The 18171-nt window shown below is 46.9% G+C and carries 15 protein-coding genes; 6 read left to right on the top strand and 9 right to left on the bottom strand.

What is annotated here, in order from left to right; all coding sequences use genetic code 11:
- Positions 1 to 13: 13 nt before the first annotated feature.
- The 7 genes from ACFQS8_RS13435 to ACFQS8_RS13405 all read right to left on the bottom strand — a co-directional run bounded on the left by ACFQS8_RS13435 (position 14) and on the right by ACFQS8_RS13405 (position 8875).
- Complete coding sequence (locus ACFQS8_RS13435; RefSeq protein WP_382168207.1) at positions 14 to 964, bottom strand: TIM barrel protein; 951 nt, start codon at positions 962 to 964, stop codon at positions 14 to 16.
- 17 nt (positions 965 to 981) lie between these two features.
- Positions 982 to 1722 (bottom strand): cytochrome b/b6 domain-containing protein, encoded by a 741-nt coding sequence (locus ACFQS8_RS13430; RefSeq protein WP_382168205.1) that lies wholly within the window; start codon positions 1720 to 1722, stop codon positions 982 to 984.
- A 10-nt stretch (positions 1723 to 1732) separates the two neighbouring features.
- Positions 1733 to 2221: a c-type cytochrome gene (locus ACFQS8_RS13425; protein ID WP_382168203.1), complete on the bottom strand. Its 489-nt coding sequence runs from the start codon at positions 2219 to 2221 to the stop codon at positions 1733 to 1735.
- Positions 2222 to 2294: 73 nt separating this feature from the next.
- Positions 2295 to 3800 (bottom strand): DUF1501 domain-containing protein, encoded by a 1506-nt coding sequence (locus ACFQS8_RS13420; protein ID WP_382168202.1) that lies wholly within the window; start codon positions 3798 to 3800, stop codon positions 2295 to 2297.
- Positions 3801 to 3810: 10 nt separating this feature from the next.
- The gene (locus ACFQS8_RS13415; RefSeq protein ID WP_382168200.1) at positions 3811 to 7044 is read right to left on the bottom strand and encodes a PSD1 and planctomycete cytochrome C domain-containing protein; all 3234 of its coding nucleotides are present in this window, start codon (positions 7042 to 7044) and stop codon (positions 3811 to 3813) included.
- A gap of 24 nt (positions 7045 to 7068) precedes the next feature.
- Positions 7069 to 7911 (bottom strand): hydroxypyruvate isomerase family protein, encoded by an 843-nt coding sequence (locus tag ACFQS8_RS13410; protein ID WP_382168198.1) that lies wholly within the window; start codon positions 7909 to 7911, stop codon positions 7069 to 7071.
- Positions 7912 to 7933: 22 nt separating this feature from the next.
- The gene (locus ACFQS8_RS13405) at positions 7934 to 8875 is read right to left on the bottom strand and encodes a 3-keto-disaccharide hydrolase (protein WP_382168196.1); all 942 of its coding nucleotides are present in this window, start codon (positions 8873 to 8875) and stop codon (positions 7934 to 7936) included.
- Positions 8876 to 9278: 403 nt separating this feature from the next.
- Between ACFQS8_RS13405 and ACFQS8_RS13400 the strand changes: the two genes are divergently transcribed.
- The 3 genes from ACFQS8_RS13400 (at position 9279) to ACFQS8_RS13390 (ending at position 12482) form a co-directional block, all read left to right on the top strand.
- Positions 9279 to 10166 (top strand): SMP-30/gluconolactonase/LRE family protein, encoded by an 888-nt coding sequence (locus ACFQS8_RS13400; RefSeq protein ID WP_382168194.1) that lies wholly within the window; start codon positions 9279 to 9281, stop codon positions 10164 to 10166.
- A 68-nt stretch (positions 10167 to 10234) separates the two neighbouring features.
- Positions 10235 to 10981: a FadR/GntR family transcriptional regulator gene (locus tag ACFQS8_RS13395; RefSeq protein WP_382168193.1), complete on the top strand. Its 747-nt coding sequence runs from the start codon at positions 10235 to 10237 to the stop codon at positions 10979 to 10981.
- Between the two features lie 70 nt (positions 10982 to 11051).
- Positions 11052 to 12482, top strand: coding sequence for a sulfatase (locus ACFQS8_RS13390; RefSeq protein ID WP_382168191.1), 1431 nt, complete (start codon positions 11052 to 11054; stop codon positions 12480 to 12482).
- A gap of 76 nt (positions 12483 to 12558) precedes the next feature.
- Here ACFQS8_RS13390 and ACFQS8_RS13385 read toward each other — a convergent pair whose 3' ends face one another.
- Both ACFQS8_RS13385 and ACFQS8_RS13380 read right to left on the bottom strand, forming a co-directional pair.
- Positions 12559 to 13338 (bottom strand): SDR family NAD(P)-dependent oxidoreductase, encoded by a 780-nt coding sequence (locus ACFQS8_RS13385; protein WP_382168189.1) that lies wholly within the window; start codon positions 13336 to 13338, stop codon positions 12559 to 12561.
- Positions 13339 to 13437: 99 nt separating this feature from the next.
- A complete protein-coding gene (locus tag ACFQS8_RS13380; protein ID WP_382168187.1) occupies positions 13438 to 14994 on the bottom strand; it encodes an MFS transporter in 1557 nt (518 codons plus the stop codon).
- Positions 14995 to 15359: 365 nt separating this feature from the next.
- On the opposite strand from ACFQS8_RS13380, the gene ACFQS8_RS13375 reads away from it, so the two are divergent.
- From ACFQS8_RS13375 to ACFQS8_RS13365, 3 genes are read left to right on the top strand one after another with little or no spacing between them, the layout of a single operon-like run.
- Complete coding sequence (locus ACFQS8_RS13375) at positions 15360 to 16280, top strand: 2-dehydro-3-deoxygalactonokinase (protein ID WP_382168185.1); 921 nt, start codon at positions 15360 to 15362, stop codon at positions 16278 to 16280.
- Between the two features lie 24 nt (positions 16281 to 16304).
- On the top strand, positions 16305 to 16913 hold the full coding sequence (locus tag ACFQS8_RS13370) for a 2-dehydro-3-deoxy-6-phosphogalactonate aldolase (RefSeq protein WP_382168183.1): 609 nt from the start codon (positions 16305 to 16307) through the stop codon (positions 16911 to 16913).
- A gap of 25 nt (positions 16914 to 16938) precedes the next feature.
- Entirely contained in the window at positions 16939 to 18096 is a 1158-nt protein-coding gene (locus ACFQS8_RS13365; protein WP_382168181.1) for a mandelate racemase/muconate lactonizing enzyme family protein, read from the top strand.
- Positions 18097 to 18171 lie beyond the last annotated feature (75 nt).

Below are 18171 nucleotides of genomic sequence, written 5' to 3'. Positions count from 1 at the left end.
CCTGCCCGCATGATTAAGCAGACATAGGAGCATCTAGCTCCATACAGGTTTGAATACTTTTCATCGCAGACGCTTTGGAGCGTTGAGTTGGAGCATTTGTATTTTGACCCGAGAAATGACTTAGCCCGATAATCGCATCAGGATTAGCCTGCCTCATCGCCTCAACAATCTTGCCATAGCTCAACTCAACACTCCCCAATGAGCCATCTAAAGACGGCCCACCAATTTGATAATATCCTGTGTGAACCTTCGCCTGCTCTATATTCGCAATGATATTACCGCCCGCTGCTTGCTGGTGGTTCACATCAAAAAGCACTGCACAAGCGGGATGATCAACAGCGGCACAAATTTCATACGCTTCAGGAATGGACTTTAGAAAAACAGCTTGAGATTGGCGAGCAAGCGGCTGAATAAGAAGCGTTTTTCCTTTCGCCGCAGCAATGTCCGATGCTTTGCGCAAAGCATCTACAGCATATGCTTTTTGGTAATTGAGATGCAGATTCCCAGTTTTTGTACCCGAAACAAGAGATATAAACTCTCCATCGCCACGTTGGGCCACATCGACTGCTTGGGATATTTTTGCAAGATAAGATGCAATCCCCTCTCCGCTCGTCAAAGTGTTTTGAGTTGCATCACCGATACCTACAAACACACCCATTCTCATGCCTAGGCCGTTTATATGCTGCCCGTATTTTTCTTGGTCCTGCGCTGTATGCTGCGCAAATTCAGCATCTTCCCAAACCCTAAAACCATTGGCATGGGCAAAATTTAACTGCGCTATGTAATCAGCCCCTACAATTGGCTCAAACAAACCAGGAAAGGCTGCAAAATTTGAATTAAAAGCAGATGCTTGTGTTGATTGCTTCATACCCAAACTCTGGCATCCCACCGTGCTTACAATTGCAGTTCCCGCCGACATAACGATCATGGATCTTCTGGACATTTCAAAATTACGAACAACCATATCAGCCAGCCACTTTCCTAGTAAAAATCATCAACGGGTGGCGGCGCAAGGCTCAACACGCCCCACACAATCAGAACTGAGACAGCAACCACACACAACGCAATGAACAAGCGAGAGCTTTTTATAGCCTCATCATCAGGCACGACATCTTTGGACTTACGCCCTGTAATCATTGGTAAGATCAGGTTTTGCTTTTTCTTAAATAGATAGATTAGCACCGCAGAGATGTGCGCAAAAATCAGAAACAAAATCACATCAAAATTGAAGTTATGCAGTCGCGTTATCGTTTCAGATAATTTCCCGTCAACAAGGCTGTTAAACGGACCACTGAACAAAATATCATCGGATGCAAAAAGTCCCGTCACCACCTGCGCACCGACAATCGCCAAAATGGCAAACACCATCAAGGCACCCATGGGATTGTGACCAACAGCTTGTTTTCCATGGCCTTTTAAAAATCCGCGCAAGTACAAAAACACAGATTTCACAGATGGGATGAAACTAGCAAAACGCGCATGCTTTGGCCCAACAAAGCCCCAGATAAGTCTAAATACCAAGAGCCCCGCAGTCCAATAGCCAAGCAAAAAATGTATTTCCGTCCACTCAACGCCAGCCTTCGCCGTCGCCCAAGAGGCTGCAATACTTAACACCAATAACCAATGGAATAAGCGCAATGGCAAATCCCAAACGAGCCGTTTAGAGCCCTTCTTGTTGGTTACTTCTTCTGTGCTTTTTTGCTTGTCTATTTGGTCATGCATCGCGTTTTATCTACTCAGTTCTGTATTCAGTGTGACAAGACTTACAAGTTTGTCCCACACCCACGATAGCTTTCTTGATGCCGCCAGCGTCACCAGCAACTCCAGCCGCCTCAAGCACACCAGAAGCTTGCGTCAAAGCATCTATTTTTGCAGTAAAGTCATCCATGGAAGACCAAATTTTAGCATCAGAGCGGTTCTCAATATCAAAGCCAGATGTGTCTACTTCAAACATCTCATGTAAGCTTGCAGATACAGTAGCCATTTGAGCGGCATTTTTAGCAACAAGACCTGCATCCATATCGACTTTACCACGCGCCATTCCGCCCAGCGGTGCCATTAAGTCTTTCAGCTCTTCAAACGCATCTTGGCGAGCTGTTACAACAGCTTTTGCCTGCGCTTTATCAAGGCTAGTTTCGTCAGCCATCGCTCCCATAGCGCCAGCAGAAAGCCCAATAGTCGCTGCAATAATCGCGGTTTTAATTGATACAAGTTTCATCATAAAAATACCTTTCTTTTACATCTACTTAAGCACATTCGACTTGAAGCAGACATGAACATTAAAGCCCCCAAGGCTAGGTGTTCAGAACATCTCGAACCACATGACCATGCACATTAGTCAATCGTCGCTCAAGTCCATTATAATAATAACTTAGTCTTTCGTGGTCTAAACCGAGCAAATGAAGGATTGTCGCGTTGAAATCATAGACTTCTGTCATGTTCTCAACTGTTTCAAAGCCAAGCTCATCACTTCTGCCATGTGAATAGCCCTTCTTAACGCCCGCCCCCATCATGAATGTCGTGAACGCACCCGGATTGTGATCTCTTCCCGTTCCATTCGCTTGAAGGAAAGGCGCACGACCAAATTCTGTACACCAAACAACGAGAGTATTATCGAGCAATCCGCGACGTTTCATATCTGTGATCATGGCCGCTGTAGGCTGGTCCATAATCTCAGCCTGCATCCCGTGCGTACTCTCTAAATCGCTGTGTGAATCCCAATTGTTAATCCCATTGTCTGCACTTGCACCGTTAAACAAATGCACGACACGTACGCCCTTCTCGATCAAACGGCGCGCAAGCAAACAGTTTTTAGCATAGGCTGACTTGACCTTATTCGGGCTATTAATTCCATATTCTTCAAGGATGTATTCAGGTTCATTATCAATGTTTGTCACTTCCGGCACAGACATTTGCATACGTCCCGCAAGCTCATAACTCGCAACTCGCGCCGCCAATTCTGTATCATCAGGATAAGCTTCCATGTGACGCTCATTCATTCTTGCAAGCTCTGCGATCATGCGATCATTGCTGCCCGCCCCAATAGATTCTGGCGTGTAAATATTTGGTGGCGGATTAGCGCCGCTAATCTCAGTGCCTTGGAAAGACGCCGGAAGGAAACCATTTCCCCAATTGTTTTTACCCTGACGCGGCGTTCCCCTCGGATCACTAATGGCAACAAATGCTGGCAAATCTTTATTGTCTGACCCCAGCGCATAAGTTGCCCACGCCCCTATCGAAGGAAACCCGTTAAAGGTGAAGCCTGTATTCATGAAATTCTCAGCTGGCGGGTGCGCACTGGAGGACGTCTTCATGCCATGGAAAAAGCACATATCATCAGCCAAACCACCCAAATGCGGCAATAGATCAGAGATCATTTTCCCGCTTTCACCGCGCGGACTAAAATCCCAGAATGGTCGGTGAATATTTCCCGACGGCCCTTCAAATGTCACTTCTGGCAACCCCGGTGGCTTTGTGCCGTGAAATTTAAACAAGTCAGGCTTGTAATCAAAAGTATCTATATGACTCACAGCCCCCGCACAGAAGATAATCAAAACCTGTGTCGCCGCGGGTTTAAAATGCGGTGGACGCGGCGCATATGGATTTCCAACCGGTATATTGGGTCGGATAGGCGTCTTATCGCTAGATAATCCACTCTTACTTTCAGCAAGAGCCTTCTCTTGTGCCAACAGAGATACAAGGCCAAGGCTTCCCAATGCACCTGATGTTTGACTTAGGAATGAACGGCGGTCCAGCAAGCCACGGCCGACAGGAGATATTTTAGTTGGGTCTTTTGTCATTTTCATTCTCCTATTGTATGTATCTGAATTCATTAAGGTTATACAAAAGTCGCGCTACAAGCATAAGGTCATCAGACTTGGCCAATTGCGTGAGCTCTTGAATGTCTTGCTCATCTGGCTCACGTCCCAATACCAGCACAAACATACGTGCGACTTGGTCAGATACATCCTCCCCAGCTTCACGCTTTGCGCGTTCCACTAGCTTTTCAGACACTGCCAATGTGAAATCACTATTGAGCAAGTTAAATGCTTGAAGCGGCGTTGTTGAACGTGGACGATCATGCGTCATCTGCCCATGCCCGGGTAAATCAAATGCCGTGAACAAATTATCATCTACCGCACGGATATGCTCTTGATAGATTGTCCGGCGCCATGTCTTCTCGCTCCAGTTATCCACCACTTGCCATTGATCATACCGACGCTTAGGTGCAAGAATTCTAAAGCTTTCTCCGCCTAATTGGTCATTTAGAATACCCGCCGAAGCCAACATGCTATCGCGAATAATCTCCCCTTCAGCCCAACGCGGCGCAAATCTCCAAAGATAGATATTGCTGGCGTCCTCTTTAAAGGCGTGTGGCTCAGGCTTACTTGACCGCTTAAAGGCATCCGTCTCAACCATTTTACGCAAAATGGTTTTCATCGACCAATCGTCCTCAACAAATTCAGAGGCTAACCAGTCCAACAACTCTGGATGCGAGGGTGTACCGCCTGCAAAACCAAAGTCACCCGGTGAATTTACAATCCCCTCACCAAAGACAAGAGACCAAAGTCGGTTCGCCATAACTCGAGATGTCAGCGGGTTCTCAGGTGCAACAAGCCATTCCGCCATAGCCATTCTACGTTCCGGCCCAGAAGAATTACTATCCAAACCAAAGTCAGCTTTCAAAACTTCAAACCCACGCGGCATCACTTCTTCGCGCGGCGTTTCTGGGCTCCCGCGATAGAGAACATGCGTCACGGCAGGCTCTATAAGCTGCCCCATGAACATCATTTGACGCCCTTCTTTTTCTCTTTTCAGAGATAAGTCTTTGACCTTTTTCAGCAGCTCTTTTTCAACATCAATTTCAGAATCAGGTGCCCAATTGGCAACTTCTTTCCAGTCACCATTTTCATCCAAGACTTCAATCAAATATGGCACAGGTTCAGGCGCATAAGGACTATTCTTGTTAAGCATGAAATCTGTGCCGTAATAATCCCAGCGGCTACGACTAAATTCCATACGCTCTAATAAAATGTCGTCCTCAAATTCAAATAATAGCCAAGGTTCTCCATCACTATCGCCCTTATTGTGGCCCCATCCATTCATACGCGTGTAAATACCGTTCACGAGGTTTGAAGGCGGACGTCCATTCTTCCCGCGTTTACGAGATTCCGTAACTTTAGGCGTATGCGTAATTGCAAGATTATCTAATGACGAAAAGTCATCGAAGAATGCAATTTCATCGAATGTGAATTCATTCATCTCGTTTCCACCCGGGAAACGCACGCGCACAGTGTCTGTTTTTACAACATCCCCAAAGTGCACTTTTACATGGTCAGTCCATTCTTCGCGCCAGTCTCCCGCTTTATCAGCTAGGAATTCGCGGATTTCATTTATCTGGCCGTCCAAGCGTTTTTCAGCCTGCATACGCGGATCCGTGTCCGGCAAGTTTGGCAAACGTGAGTCATATTCAATATCCTGAAAGATCGCCGCCATGGCATAGTAATCTTTAATGGAAATCGGATCGAACTTATGGCTGTGACAGCGTGCACATGTCACTGTCATCCCCATCACACCACTACTCACCGTTTGCACGATTTCATCGAGACGATCAAAACGCGCTTGACGAATAGCAGATGCTTCTTGCCCAACGGTCTGATCAGGCACATGCGGCCCCGCAACTAGGAAACCTGTTGCAATATCTACACCCAACACGTCCCCAGCCATTTGTTCTTTCAGGAACAAATCATAAGGTTTATCATCGTTAAATGCGTTGATCAGATAATCACGATATTGCCACGCATTCTTGCGGAACTCATTCGCCTCAGACCCATTTGATTCTGACCAACGAACAACATCAATCCAATGCTGTGCCCACCGCTCCCCAAAGTGTTTCGATGCAAACAATTCATCCAAATACGCAGAATATGCTGCGTCGGGATCTTTATTCCATGCGTCAATAAATTCGCTCACGCGCGAGGCTTTGGGAGGAAGCCCAGTCAGCACGAGGGATGCGCGGCGCGCGAGCGTTTGAGGCTCCGCAGCCCCAACTGGTGAAAGACCTTTTTCGTCTAATGCTTCGATTAAAAACGCATCAATCGGGCTAGCACCTTCAATAGCTGGCACATCCGGACGTTCAATCGGCTGCATAGACCATAAATCGGTCGTAACTTCATATTCGGTTGCGTCCATCTGGCCTGGCCAGTTTGCACCTTCGGAAATCCACGTTGTCAGTAGATGAATTTGTTCTTCTGAAAGAGGGTCCCCTTCACGCGGCATGCGGAAAGCAGCATCTTCGCTCGTCACGCGTTGAATGAGTGCGCTTCCAACAGGGTCTCCCGCAACAATAGATGGATGCCCAGAATCGCCACCCTTCAACAGTGAAGCGCGTTTAAGGATATCCATGCCAGATTCAGGACTGCTCCCAGCATGACAACTCGCACAATTTTCTTTTAAGATCGGCTCGATTTGTGTAGCAAAATCAACCGTATAAACCTTAGGTGCCGGACCTTCTGCGCCCTCGGCAATCCAATTGCGCAATTGGTCTACCTGCTCAGGTGTTAGTTTTTTACCTTCACTTGGCATTTGCTCAATGAATGGGTCATCACCCAACACCAAATCAATAAGCATGCTTTCTTCTGGCTTATGTGGGGTTACAAAAACAACCCCACTATCACCTGCACGCATCATGTTTTCATAGGTATCTAATCTGAAACCAGCTTCCTGCTTTTTAGGGCCGTGACATGACACACAGCTCGCCTCAAACATTGGCATAATTTCTGTGTCAAAAAGCGTCGCCTCACCTGAAACAGCCGAGACGGGCTGCATTTTAGCTTCAACACTGGCAACATCAGATGTCGCCTGATCTGAAGCCAAATTGTCAGATGCAAACACACCCGAAAAACAGCCGCTCGTTGCCAAAATGGCCAAAACGCCCACAACACTACCATACAAACGTCCACGCACGCCCAACGGGCTTATGAATGAAGTGCGCTGCGTCACGCCCGCTTGAGCAGTCTCTGACTTATGCAAAAAAGGTTTCAAGATCAGAACTCCCAGAATATACTATTAAGCGTCAAATGCGTCGCATTGGCGGTACGCATCAATAACAGCTTGTTCACCCGCTTTGCCGGGTTTTGAATTGCCATGCTCCATTCCCAAAATACCTTTGAAGCCTTTGGAATGAATGTGCTTGAAAATGCCGCGATAATTCATTTCACCCGTTGTCGGCTCTTTGCGGCCGGGGGTGTCACCGATTTGGAAATACCCAATCTCGCTCCATGCAAGATCAATATTTTGGATGATATTCCCTTCCTGAATCTGTTGGTGGTACATATCGTACAATACCTTGCAGGCGGGACTATTGACTGCGCGACAGATCATATACCCCTGCGCCACAGTGCTTAAAAACAAATTGGGATGGTTCACATAATGGTTGAGCGGTTCCAACACCATTGTCAGCCCATGTGGCTCAAGAATATCGGAAGCACGACGCAAAGCATCAACAACATTCGCTGTCTGATAGCTCTCATGAAGCGACGGCACGATATTTCCCGGCACAACAGTCATCCACTTTGCATTGAACCGTTTGGCTAGCTCTACAGAATCACGAATTTGAGCCAGAAAATTATCAACAATATCAGGATCACCCGCCCCCAACTCATTGCCCGGCGCAAGGAAATGACCATTCCATTTCATAGAGTGCGCAACAAACACACCCATACGAATGTTTAGCTTTTCCATTTCTGCTGCAAGCTGGTTTTGCGTCTCTGGAGACCGCCCTTTTAGGCCATTATCTTCCCATGCACGAAACCCTTGATCGGCTGCAAATCGCAACTGCTCTACTAAGCTGTCTCCAGCACTCTCTTTAAACATCCCAAAGTGGGGTGCGTAATCTAAGTTAAACGTCATTGTGACACCTCCCTCTTTTGGTCTAATTATTGGCTTTTAGGTTGAGTTCTCGGATCCAGATATTGCGAAAAGACACTGCGCTATCATGGTCTTGAATATGGAGAGGCGCTTTAGGCCCATGCACTTCGTCATAATTGCTAACAGCTCTCCAAGCTGCTTTGCCTAAGAAAGGCTGCGCGTTTTGAACAAGCACACCATTATGGAAAACTGTGGCACGAGCTTTCTTCATCAACTCGCCAGCATCATTCCAGCGCGGAGCTTCAAATACGATGTCATATGATTGCCATTGCCCAGCCGGCACCGATGCATTCACCAATGGCGGCTTCCAACCATAAAGAGAAGCAGCTTGCCCATCGGCATAAGTGTCGTTGCAATGAGAGTCCAAAACCTGAACCTCATAACGTCCCATGAAAATTATACCGCTATTGCCGCGCCATTGAGAATTTGACTTGCGCTCAGGCGGCGCTCGCCACTCCACGTGCAATTGCACATCACCAAACTCCTGCTTGGTTTGAATAGTTGAGTTTTTATGATCTGGCTTTTTCTGACCATCGTCCTGCAGATCATCAGGGATAGTCGCCACTCCCTGCGACACGCTCCAATCCACATCACCACCAGCAACACTGCGCCAAGCAGACATGTCATCACCAAGCAGTATGATTGCATCAGACGGAGGGGCAGCAGACACTGCACGCGCGCCTACCACCTCAGGCTTCGGGCGATCAATATCGTGCACGCGCCACTTTGTTCCAGGAACGAGCGGTGTATCCCGATACCCCGTCGCCTGCGCATCCTCGCCCAATTGTTCAGCTTCACAGGCTTCCGGCGCAGCAGTGCGCTCCATAACATTGTGAGCCTCTTGGGAGTGCGCCGACACACACGCACTTAACGCTGTTGCACACACTAACGGCGCTCCAGCTACAGCAAAACGCTGCCAAAATGACATTTTAAATAACTTAGACATGACTTCCTCCGATGAATGACACCCTCTCTCGGGGTACCTATTCGATATTATTATATTGAAGATATAATCTATGTAAACGTTTTCATTACAAAATGTTTATCTCCATGCATTTAGCTCCTAAAAGGTGAAGCTACAAAGCTTATTTCAGTATCACTTCTGCGCGCTTCCTCAGCGGCCAACAAAGACTATAAGCGGTTAATCTCAACAAACCTCCATTCAAATCTGCAATTAGTTTTTACTTTCTCAACCGCATTCTCTGAGTTTACACTTTCAAACATATGATGTTACTATAGATGCAACCTACATAGAAACACTATCTCGTTATGAAAATTATCCCATCAAAAAAGGTGATTTATCGAGATATCGCCCAACAGATTATCGCCGCTAAACGTCAGAGTCCTTTATGTCGCCGTCGCTCACAAAAATTCTTCCAGACACAATTGACGATACCCCGTGCGGACTAGGGGAAAGCCCCCTATGGCACCCCTCACGTGAAGAGCTTTTCTGGGTAGATTTACCAAGCCACACGCTTCACCAAAAAAGTGACACAAGCAAACAAAATTGGACCTTTGAAGAAATGATCTCAGCAATAGGATGGATTGATGAAAATCATCTCCTACTTGCTGGAGAATCAGGGCTTTGGAAGTTTGAGATTTCAACAGCAAACAAGGAACTTATTTGCCCAATAGAAGCGAACCTGACCGACAAACGCAGCAATGATGGCCGCGCAGACCCGTGGGGCGGCTTTTGGGTTAGCACAATGAGCAAAGAAGCTGAACACCAAGCCGGCGCTATCTATCGTTGGTATAAAGGTGAGCTTCGCAAAGTAACAGACGGCATAACAATCCCCAATGGAATTTGCTTCGATAAGGATAGATCAATCGGATATTTTGCAGATTCTGCAATTCGCAAAATATCAAAAATATCACTCGATCCAATTGACGGGTGGCCGAATGGCTCACCTGAAAATTTCCTAGATATTTCAAAGCAAAACCTAGAAATAGACGGTGCTATCATCGACACTGAGGGTTATATGTGGACCGCAGTATGGGATGGGTCGGCTCTTTATCGGATATCCCCACAGGCAGAATTTGTCGAAAAAATAGAGACTTCCATTCCACGCCCAACCTGCCCTGCATTTGGTGGAATTACCTTCACAGATTTGTACGTAACCTCGGCTGCAATTGGCCTTGAGAGTGAGGTGAAAAATGGCGCACCACATGGACATACAATGCGTTTTTCGGGTGCCGGAAAAGGTCTCCCTGAACCACGCGTATTAATTGAAATTTGAGACTAGCAAGCCCCGGAGATGACACGTAGACTGCAAGTTTATTCAAATATCACGTTTAGGTTTATACTATGAGCGAACTCGTTTACTATGATCTGAAGCAAACAGCGAATATGACTCCCAGCCTCCCTGTGCAGTTAGCAAGGGAACTTGGTCGAAGAATAGTCGCAGGCACGTTAAAAACCGACAGCATTATAGATGATGAAACCTCTCTTGCTGAACGCTACAAAGTCAGCCGTATCGTCGTACGTGAAGCGGTTAAAATTCTCGTCGGAAAAGGCATGTTGGACGTTCGCAGAGGGATAGGTACACGTGTACTTCCCCGCAATCGCTGGACCTTGCTCGATGATGATGTGCTTGCTTGGCATCTATCCGCGCCTCCTCGTCCAGAATTTCTCGCGCAATTAATGGAAATTCGATTAGCTGTCGAACCCAAAGCATCTCGCTGGGCAGCTGAACGCGCTACGGTTGATGATATCGCTGAGATCAAAAAAGCTTGCGATCTAATGAACGCAAAAAAAGGCGATGCGGAAGGCTTCATCATAGCAGATGCTCTTTTTCATAAAGCCGTTCTAAAAGCAGCGCATAATGAATTTCTAGCTGGATTTGAAGGCGTAATATATTCCGCTCTCCTCGTAAGCGTTCGTATTACGAATAAAGACCCTGTTGAAAATGGCGCGTCCGTACCATTCCACCGCGATGTCTACCAAGCCATTGTTGATCGTGATGGTGACCGCGCCGAAGCACTCACCGAAAAACTCCTGAGCGACGCCAGCCGCCGCCTTAGATCTGAAATAGGTCAGGGAGACCCCACCTAAACCTGAGCCAATCGTAAGGCCGCTATCTCATATTTAGCGGCAAAACGATTTCAATCGAAAGTCCCGAACTATGAAATTAAAACTACCTCTCTTCCTTCTGGCTTTGTTTTTACCCATAACAGCCTGCGCACAAACAGACACAAGCCAGAAGACAGACATATCGGGCAAGCAACCAAATATAGTCCTCCTCTTCTCGGATGATGCTGGCTATGCAGATTTTGGTTTTCAAGGCAGCAGCCTTATGAAAACCCCAAACCTTGATAAACTCGCAGAGCAAGGCGTCGTTTTCTCACAAGGTTACGTCACTGATTCAACATGCGGACCTTCACGCGCAGGCTTGATGACCGGACGCTATCAGCAAAAATTTGGCTACCAAGAAATCAACGTGCCAGGATATATGAGCCCCTCTTCCAAATTATTGGGGGATGAAATGGGACTGCCAACAACTGAAGTCACAATGGCAGATCGCCTAAAATCGCTCGGTTATAAAACAGCAATTTTTGGTAAATGGCACTTGGGTGATGCTGACCGTTACCACCCTCTAAATCGTGGTTTTGATGAATTTTATGGCTTCCGTGGCGGAGACCGCAGCTATTTTCCCTATGATAAAAAACCGGCCCAGCATGACCAACGCCTTGAGCGCAATATGGGGCATTTTGAAGAACACGAAGGTTACCTCACTGATACACTCGGCGAGGAAGCAGCAGCATTTATTGATCGCAACCAAGATCAACCTTTCTTTTTTATGCTTTCGTTCAACGCTGTTCACACCCCAATGGACGCAAAGCCAGAAGACCTTGCACAATTTCCACAACTTGAAGGCCACCGCCAAAAAGTTGCTGCAATGACACTCGCAATGGACCGCGCTGTTGGAACTGTTGTCGACAAGCTTGAAAGCTTGGGCCTTTCAGAGAATACGCTCATTGTGTTCACCAATGATAATGGCGGCCCGACAGACAAAAACGCTTCCAATAACTACCCCCTAAGCGGCACGAAATCCAACCACCTTGAAGGCGGTATCCGTATGCCATTCTTGGCGAGTTGGCCGCAAAAAATCAAAGCCGGTAGCACTTACAACTACCCTGTCAGCACGATGGACCTTGTACCAACATTTTTCGCAGCAGGTGGCGGCGACGCATCTAGCATCGAAAAAACCGACGGTGTCGACATCCTGCCTTACATCACCGGCAAAAACAAAACACGCCCGCACCAGACGTTATTTTGGAAAAAGGATGTACGTGCAGCCGTCAGAGATGGCGACTGGAAACTTATTCGCATGCCTGACCGTCCTGCTGAATTGTACAATATCGAAAACGATATCGCAGAGCAGAACAATCTCGCCGATGCACATCCTGAAAAAGTCAAAGAGCTCTATAAGAAAATATATGAATGGGAGCTCACTCATGAACGTCCACTTTGGACGCTCCAGCAAAAATTTGAAAAATACGACATTGACCGCATGGATACATATAGGAAACCACCGGCAAGCCCAAACCAGTAAACTGAATTAGCACAAGAAAAAGGGCTTGCAGATATGTAAACTGCAAGCCCTTTTTTATTCCTTTAAAGAGGAGTGCTTAATCGTGATAAACGCAGGTACGGCCACCATCTACAATCAAGCTTTGCCCCGTCATAAAGCTTGATTCTGGTCCAGCTAAAAACAAAGCTGGATAAGCTATTTCTTCTAGGCTTCCATTGCGTCTTAACGGATGCAAATCCGCTATTGCTTTTCGTCCCGCAACTGGGTCCGGCATGCTATCCCACCACTTAAATGCGTTCGGCGTTTCAATCATTCCCGGCACAAGCGCATTTACGCGGATATTATAATCACCATATTCCACAGCCAAATTCTTAGTAAGGCCATTCACAGCATGCTTGGTTACTGCGTAAGGAAAATGCCCGCGCACAATCTTAAAGCCATGCACAGACCCCACATTCACAATGCTGCCGCCACGCGCCTTCTTCATATAAGGCAGGACTTCACGTGCGCAATTCCACATACCTTCGACATTGACACCAAAGCTTTTATTCCATTGTGCCTGCGTCGTTTCCAATAGATCTTTATTTTCCCAGATCACGCCTGCATTATTGATTAGAATAGTTGGCTCACCCAAGGTCTCAACGGTCTTTTTAACCATCGCGGCGACCGATTCAGAGGAAACAATATCTGTTTTCGCAAAAACAGCTTCATGCCCCTTCTCCCGTAATTGCACCACAAGCGCTTCACCGAAGGATTCATTCACATCCGCCACGCACACTTTTGCGCCCTGTTTGCAAAACAGCTCCACAATCGCACGCCCAATACCGTCAGCTCCGCCGGTAACAATAGCAATTTGGTTTTCTAAACTGGCAGGCATAATATTTCTCTTTATCTACTTACGCTTCAGACTAATCAAAAAGACGAAATGCTCAAAACCTAAGCTTTGAGCATCTCCAAAATCTGTATAAATTCGGTATCAGGATTTAACCAATTGATCCTCAATCTCCTCAAGAGATTTCCCTTTGGTCTCGGGAAGAATGAAAAACAAGATCACCCCTCCCACCAGCGCAACTAGGCCATAACTAAAGAAAATATCGGCAGCCCCCATATTCTTTAATTGCCATGGGAATAATTGCTGAATAGCGACAGCAGAAATACTCTGAATCAATGCCACAAACGGAATAGCAACAGCACGCACATTATTGGCAAATATCTCAGAAAACACGACCCACATTATCGGCCCAATAGTCAAGAAGAACGCACCCAAGAACAAGAATATACCGATCAAAACGAAGGTCGCATTTATCGTAATTGTTTCGTTGATAATTGTACCACTTACCAATGGTATTTCTTTTAAATCATACACTTGAGACAAGTCCGCCTTCAGCGCGACATCCGTATCATATACTGTCCCGACAAACTGAGATAATTTGGATGCATCAACACCCTGCTCCTCTATGGCCACAATGGCGGCTTCATCCAGATTGTAAGTCGCAGTGCTAAAGCTATACCAGCTAAGTCCATGCGCAATGACGATTAGTACAAGCCCACCTATTGTTAGCAAACGGCGACCAATTTTTTCAATAAACATGATCGACAAAACAGCCCCGATCACACCAATCAAACCAATACCAATCGTTTGTTTGAATGTATCTTTCAGGCCCATGCCCACTTGCTCAAATACTTGCGGCGCAAACGCATTCACAGCATTCATGCCTGATGCGCCCTGCGTAATCGCGTAAACGATCGCAATCGCTAGCACCCACACCATACGCTTACTAAACAGAATACCGATCTGCTCTTTCAATCCATTCTTGCCATCTTCATCAAGGCTTTCCTTTACCTCAGAGACGGTTGTTTCAATCTCATCTGATGAAATTGTTCTGGCGAGCACATCGCGCGCCTCGTCTACAAACCCCTTCTTCAACAACCAGCGGGGTGAGCGCGGGATAATCAGTAGTGCGGAAACCCAAATTACATTCGCAACAAGCTCTGATCCCAGCATAACGCGCCAGATATTTTCATTATTCAGCCATGAGGATGTGTCCATTGCTTGAACGAGAAAATAATTGACCAAGAAAGCGACCAGTGTGCCTATCGCGATCATTAGCTGCTGAATACCAACAAAGCTTCCTCGCTTCTCTTTAGGAGCAATTTCCCCAATATACATCGCCGACACTGTGAGGGACGCAAACGCGAGCCCACCAATCATCCGACCAAATACCAGCATTTCAAAACTAATGGCCGTCGCCGAGATTATAGAAGATAAAGAGTATAGACTCGCAATAACGAGTAGAACCGCACGCCGCCCCAGCCAGTCACACAATGGGCCGGTAAATAAGAGCGCAATCAACACTCCAATGATAGCACTACTACCCACTAACCCGATTTGAACTTCATTTAATTCAAATTGGGAACTTACAAATCGGATTGCTCCAGAAAGATTTACGATATCCAATCCAAAAACGAACCCGCCAAAAGCGGCAATGATCGCATATAAAGTGACATTTCTGTCGGTAGCGGTGTTCAGCAACTCAATTTCCAATCATACTCTTGGCACGATGTGCATATGCAAATTCAAATTATGCGCCTGAAGGGCACGCGCCAGATTCGCAAATGATATGAGGTGATTGATTGCAAGACATAAAAGAACTCAGCCCTTATGCGTATGCCCGTTTCCATGCTAATCTGCTTTTCAATGTGAAGCGCAGATACCCCATTATCTTTTTTGCTCTAGGCTTTGCATTACAGTAGCATTCTCATTATATTTATGCAAACATATTATCTTTAAGCCATTTGGGGCGATACAACATTAGATTAATCTCACTTGCTCAACATTAGGCAAAATGCAACAACACCTAATTAGCATATAAATACCCAAACCGTAGGAGCCCCCTCATGACGACAGACCGTCCTTTTATTGGTGTGGACTGGGGAACCAGTCGAATGCGCGCCATGCTATGCGCCCCCAACAAACCCGCCCCGACTAAAGACGAACTGGTGTTTTCTGACGGTATTGCGAAGCTAAAAAAACCTGTCGCAGACACACTGTTTGACGCTATCGCACCTTGGGTCGAACAATATGGCAAACTCGATATTGTCATGGCCGGAATGGTTGGCTCCAACATTGGCTGGAAATCAACGCCTTATCTCACCTGCCCCGCTGAGCTGAGCGAATTACGCTCTCTTGCAACGAAATTTGAGGAAAACGGCCACACAATTACAATTCTGCCCGGCGCGCGTGGTACGAATGCAATGGGCCAACCCGATCTAATGCGCGGTGAGGAACTGCAAATTCTAGGATGGATGGCTGGCCACCCTGATGTCTCACACGAAGACAGGCTCATTTGCCTACCCGGTACGCACACCAAATGGGCACGTTTACAGGATGGACGTCTTGAATCTTTCGCAACATCCCTCACGGGAGAGTTATTCGCTATTTTGAAAGATCACAGCATTTTGGTTCCGAAGTTAACATCAGAAACAGCCACGGGGTTTCAGAATGCAAGCTTTCTAAAAGGTGCCAAACTTGCCGACCAGCAACCCAATGGCCTGCTGCACATTCTCTTTTCTACACGCACCCGCTACATCACAAACCCTGATGAATTGGGAGATCCAGCGAGCTTTCTTTCCGGACTACTAATTGGGTCCGATGTGAAAACTGCCATTGATAATTGCGCCAAACCCAATGTGATCGTCGAAGTTATCGGAGACCCAGCTTTAGGTGACAAATACGCGCTTGCGATCGAAAACCTAGGTCACACTTGCAATTTCACAGATGGAAATGACGCCATTTATTCCGGCTTCCTTGCAGTCTAACGCCCAGTTTTAAAGGACGACATAATGTTATCGAAAATTCTTGAGGGCATCCCTCTTATCGCCATCCTTCGCGGGATTAAACCAGAAGAAGCTGAAGCCATTGGCAAGGTGCTCTATGCACGCGGACTGCGTTGTATCGAAGTTCCGCTCAACTCCCCAAAGCCGTTTGACAGCATCAAAATACTTGCAGACACATTGCCCGATGATTGCCTTGTTGGGGCTGGCACAGTTGTCTTTCCAGAAGACGTTCAGAAAGTTTATGATGCAGGCGGTCGCATCATCGTGACACCCAACACCAACGCAGACGTCATCAAAGCAGCACTCGCCCTGAACATGGATGTCACACCGGGTATCGCGACCATAACAGATGCCTTCACCGCCGTACACGCAGGGGCAACACACCTCAAGATCTTCCCTGCCAGCACTTATGGTGTCGGGCACGTCAAAGCCATTTCTGCGGTATTGCCACCCGAAACAAAACTTCTCGCAGTTGGCGGTGTGGGAGCTTCTAACATGGCAGAATGGACACAAGCAGGCTGTGTCGGCTTTGGAATAGCTTCCGAATTGTACAAAGCTGGCGACAGCGCCGAAGCTGTTGATGCCAAAGCAGCAAAACTTGTAGCAGCACTTTAACGCACTATAAAATAAGGTTATTTCTATGAAAATCACGGATGTTAAAGCATATCCTGCTTGGGTAGGTCACCGCAATTTATGCATGGTGAAGGTGGAAACAGACGCTGGCATTTTCGGATGGGGTGAATCTGGCCTCTCTAGCCGTGAACTCGCCGTGGCCGGTGCCGTGAACCATTTCAAAGAATTCCTTATTGGCAAAGATGCCACTCAAATCGGTGCCTTATGGCAAGAAATGTATCGCGGCCAATATTTTGAAGGTGGCCGCGTACTCACCGCAGCTATTTCAGCAATAGATATCGCCCTTTGGGATATTGCTGGTAAAGCGCTAAATGCGCCCATTCACCGCCTATTGGGCGGCAAGCAACGCAATAAAGTCCCGTGCTTCATCACCACAATAAAACCACATGACGAAACCTTGATCGAAGAAGCTAAAATGTTCGTCAAGGATGGCTGGACCGTCATACGCACAGCAGCTGGCGACCTTGGCACAACCGAGCGCCCTTCAACGGTAGATATTCGTAAATCTATAGCAGAAGCTGCGGAAATTCTGACAGAGTTACGCCGCCAAGTCGGCAATGAAATCGTCATCGGTATTGATTACCATCACCGTTTATCTGTTGCTGAAGCAGCCTCATTTTGTCAGATGATGCCCACAGGCACTTTAGACTTCCTCGAAGAGCCCATTCGCGCGGAAACACCTGAAGCATACGCAACATTGCGTCAAATGACAGATGTCCCTTTCGCGATCGGTGAAGAGTTTTCGAGCAAATGGATTTTCCGTCCCTTTATCGAGCATGGGCTAACCAATTTCGCACGCATTGATGTATGTAATGTTGGCGGCATCACCGAAGCGATGAAAGTCGCGGCAATGGCTGAAACACATTATATCGACGTTATGCCTCATGACCCGCTTGGCCCAGTTTGTACCGCCGCAACGTTGCAAATGTCAGCAGTTGTGCCCAATTTTTCATGGTATGAAGTCCCGCCCTATGGCCGTGTAGAAACAGCAGACATCGGCTCATTCTTTGAAAATGCCCCCTCTCCCAATGCTGGTTTCTTTGAAATTAGTGATCTTCCTGGACACGGTGTCATTGTCAATGAAGAAGCCCTAAAGGCAAATGCATTTAAATTCTGGGAAGCCCCGCGGATGCAAAAGCCTGACGGCTCTTTCACAAACTGGTAGGTGAGACAATCGCTAGACAGGCATTTGTAAACAAATTCACTTTTGTCTGTTTTAAATGGGCAAACTCCCTATATT

The organism is Hirschia litorea (assembly GCF_042665075.1).
Classification (GTDB): domain Bacteria; phylum Pseudomonadota; class Alphaproteobacteria; order Caulobacterales; family Hyphomonadaceae; genus Hirschia; species Hirschia litorea.
This window is presented reverse-complemented; position numbering and strand designations above follow the sequence as displayed.

What these genes read in the sequence shown, in the direction of transcription:
- ACFQS8_RS13435 (WP_382168207.1), bottom strand. Translation starts at nt 964, where the DNA reads ATGGTTGTTCGTAATTTTGAAATGTCCAGAAGATCCATGATCGTTATG.
- ACFQS8_RS13430 (WP_382168205.1), bottom strand. Translation starts at nt 1,722, where the DNA reads ATGCATGACCAAATAGACAAGCAAAAAAGCACAGAAGAAGTAACCAAC.
- ACFQS8_RS13425 (WP_382168203.1), bottom strand. Translation starts at nt 2,221, where the DNA reads ATGATGAAACTTGTATCAATTAAAACCGCGATTATTGCAGCGACTATT.
- ACFQS8_RS13420 (WP_382168202.1), bottom strand. Translation starts at nt 3,800, where the DNA reads ATGACAAAAGACCCAACTAAAATATCTCCTGTCGGCCGTGGCTTGCTG.
- ACFQS8_RS13410 (WP_382168198.1), bottom strand. Translation starts at nt 7,911, where the DNA reads ATGACGTTTAACTTAGATTACGCACCCCACTTTGGGATGTTTAAAGAG.
- ACFQS8_RS13405 (WP_382168196.1), bottom strand. Translation starts at nt 8,875, where the DNA reads ATGTCTAAGTTATTTAAAATGTCATTTTGGCAGCGTTTTGCTGTAGCT.
- ACFQS8_RS13400 (WP_382168194.1), top strand. Translation starts at nt 9,279, where the DNA reads ATGTCGCCGTCGCTCACAAAAATTCTTCCAGACACAATTGACGATACC.
- ACFQS8_RS13395 (WP_382168193.1), top strand. Translation starts at nt 10,235, where the DNA reads ATGAGCGAACTCGTTTACTATGATCTGAAGCAAACAGCGAATATGACT.
- ACFQS8_RS13390 (WP_382168191.1), top strand. Translation starts at nt 11,052, where the DNA reads ATGAAATTAAAACTACCTCTCTTCCTTCTGGCTTTGTTTTTACCCATA.
- ACFQS8_RS13385 (WP_382168189.1), bottom strand. Translation starts at nt 13,338, where the DNA reads ATGCCTGCCAGTTTAGAAAACCAAATTGCTATTGTTACCGGCGGAGCT.
- ACFQS8_RS13375 (WP_382168185.1), top strand. Translation starts at nt 15,360, where the DNA reads ATGACGACAGACCGTCCTTTTATTGGTGTGGACTGGGGAACCAGTCGA.
- ACFQS8_RS13370 (WP_382168183.1), top strand. Translation starts at nt 16,305, where the DNA reads ATGTTATCGAAAATTCTTGAGGGCATCCCTCTTATCGCCATCCTTCGC.
- ACFQS8_RS13365 (WP_382168181.1), top strand. Translation starts at nt 16,939, where the DNA reads ATGAAAATCACGGATGTTAAAGCATATCCTGCTTGGGTAGGTCACCGC.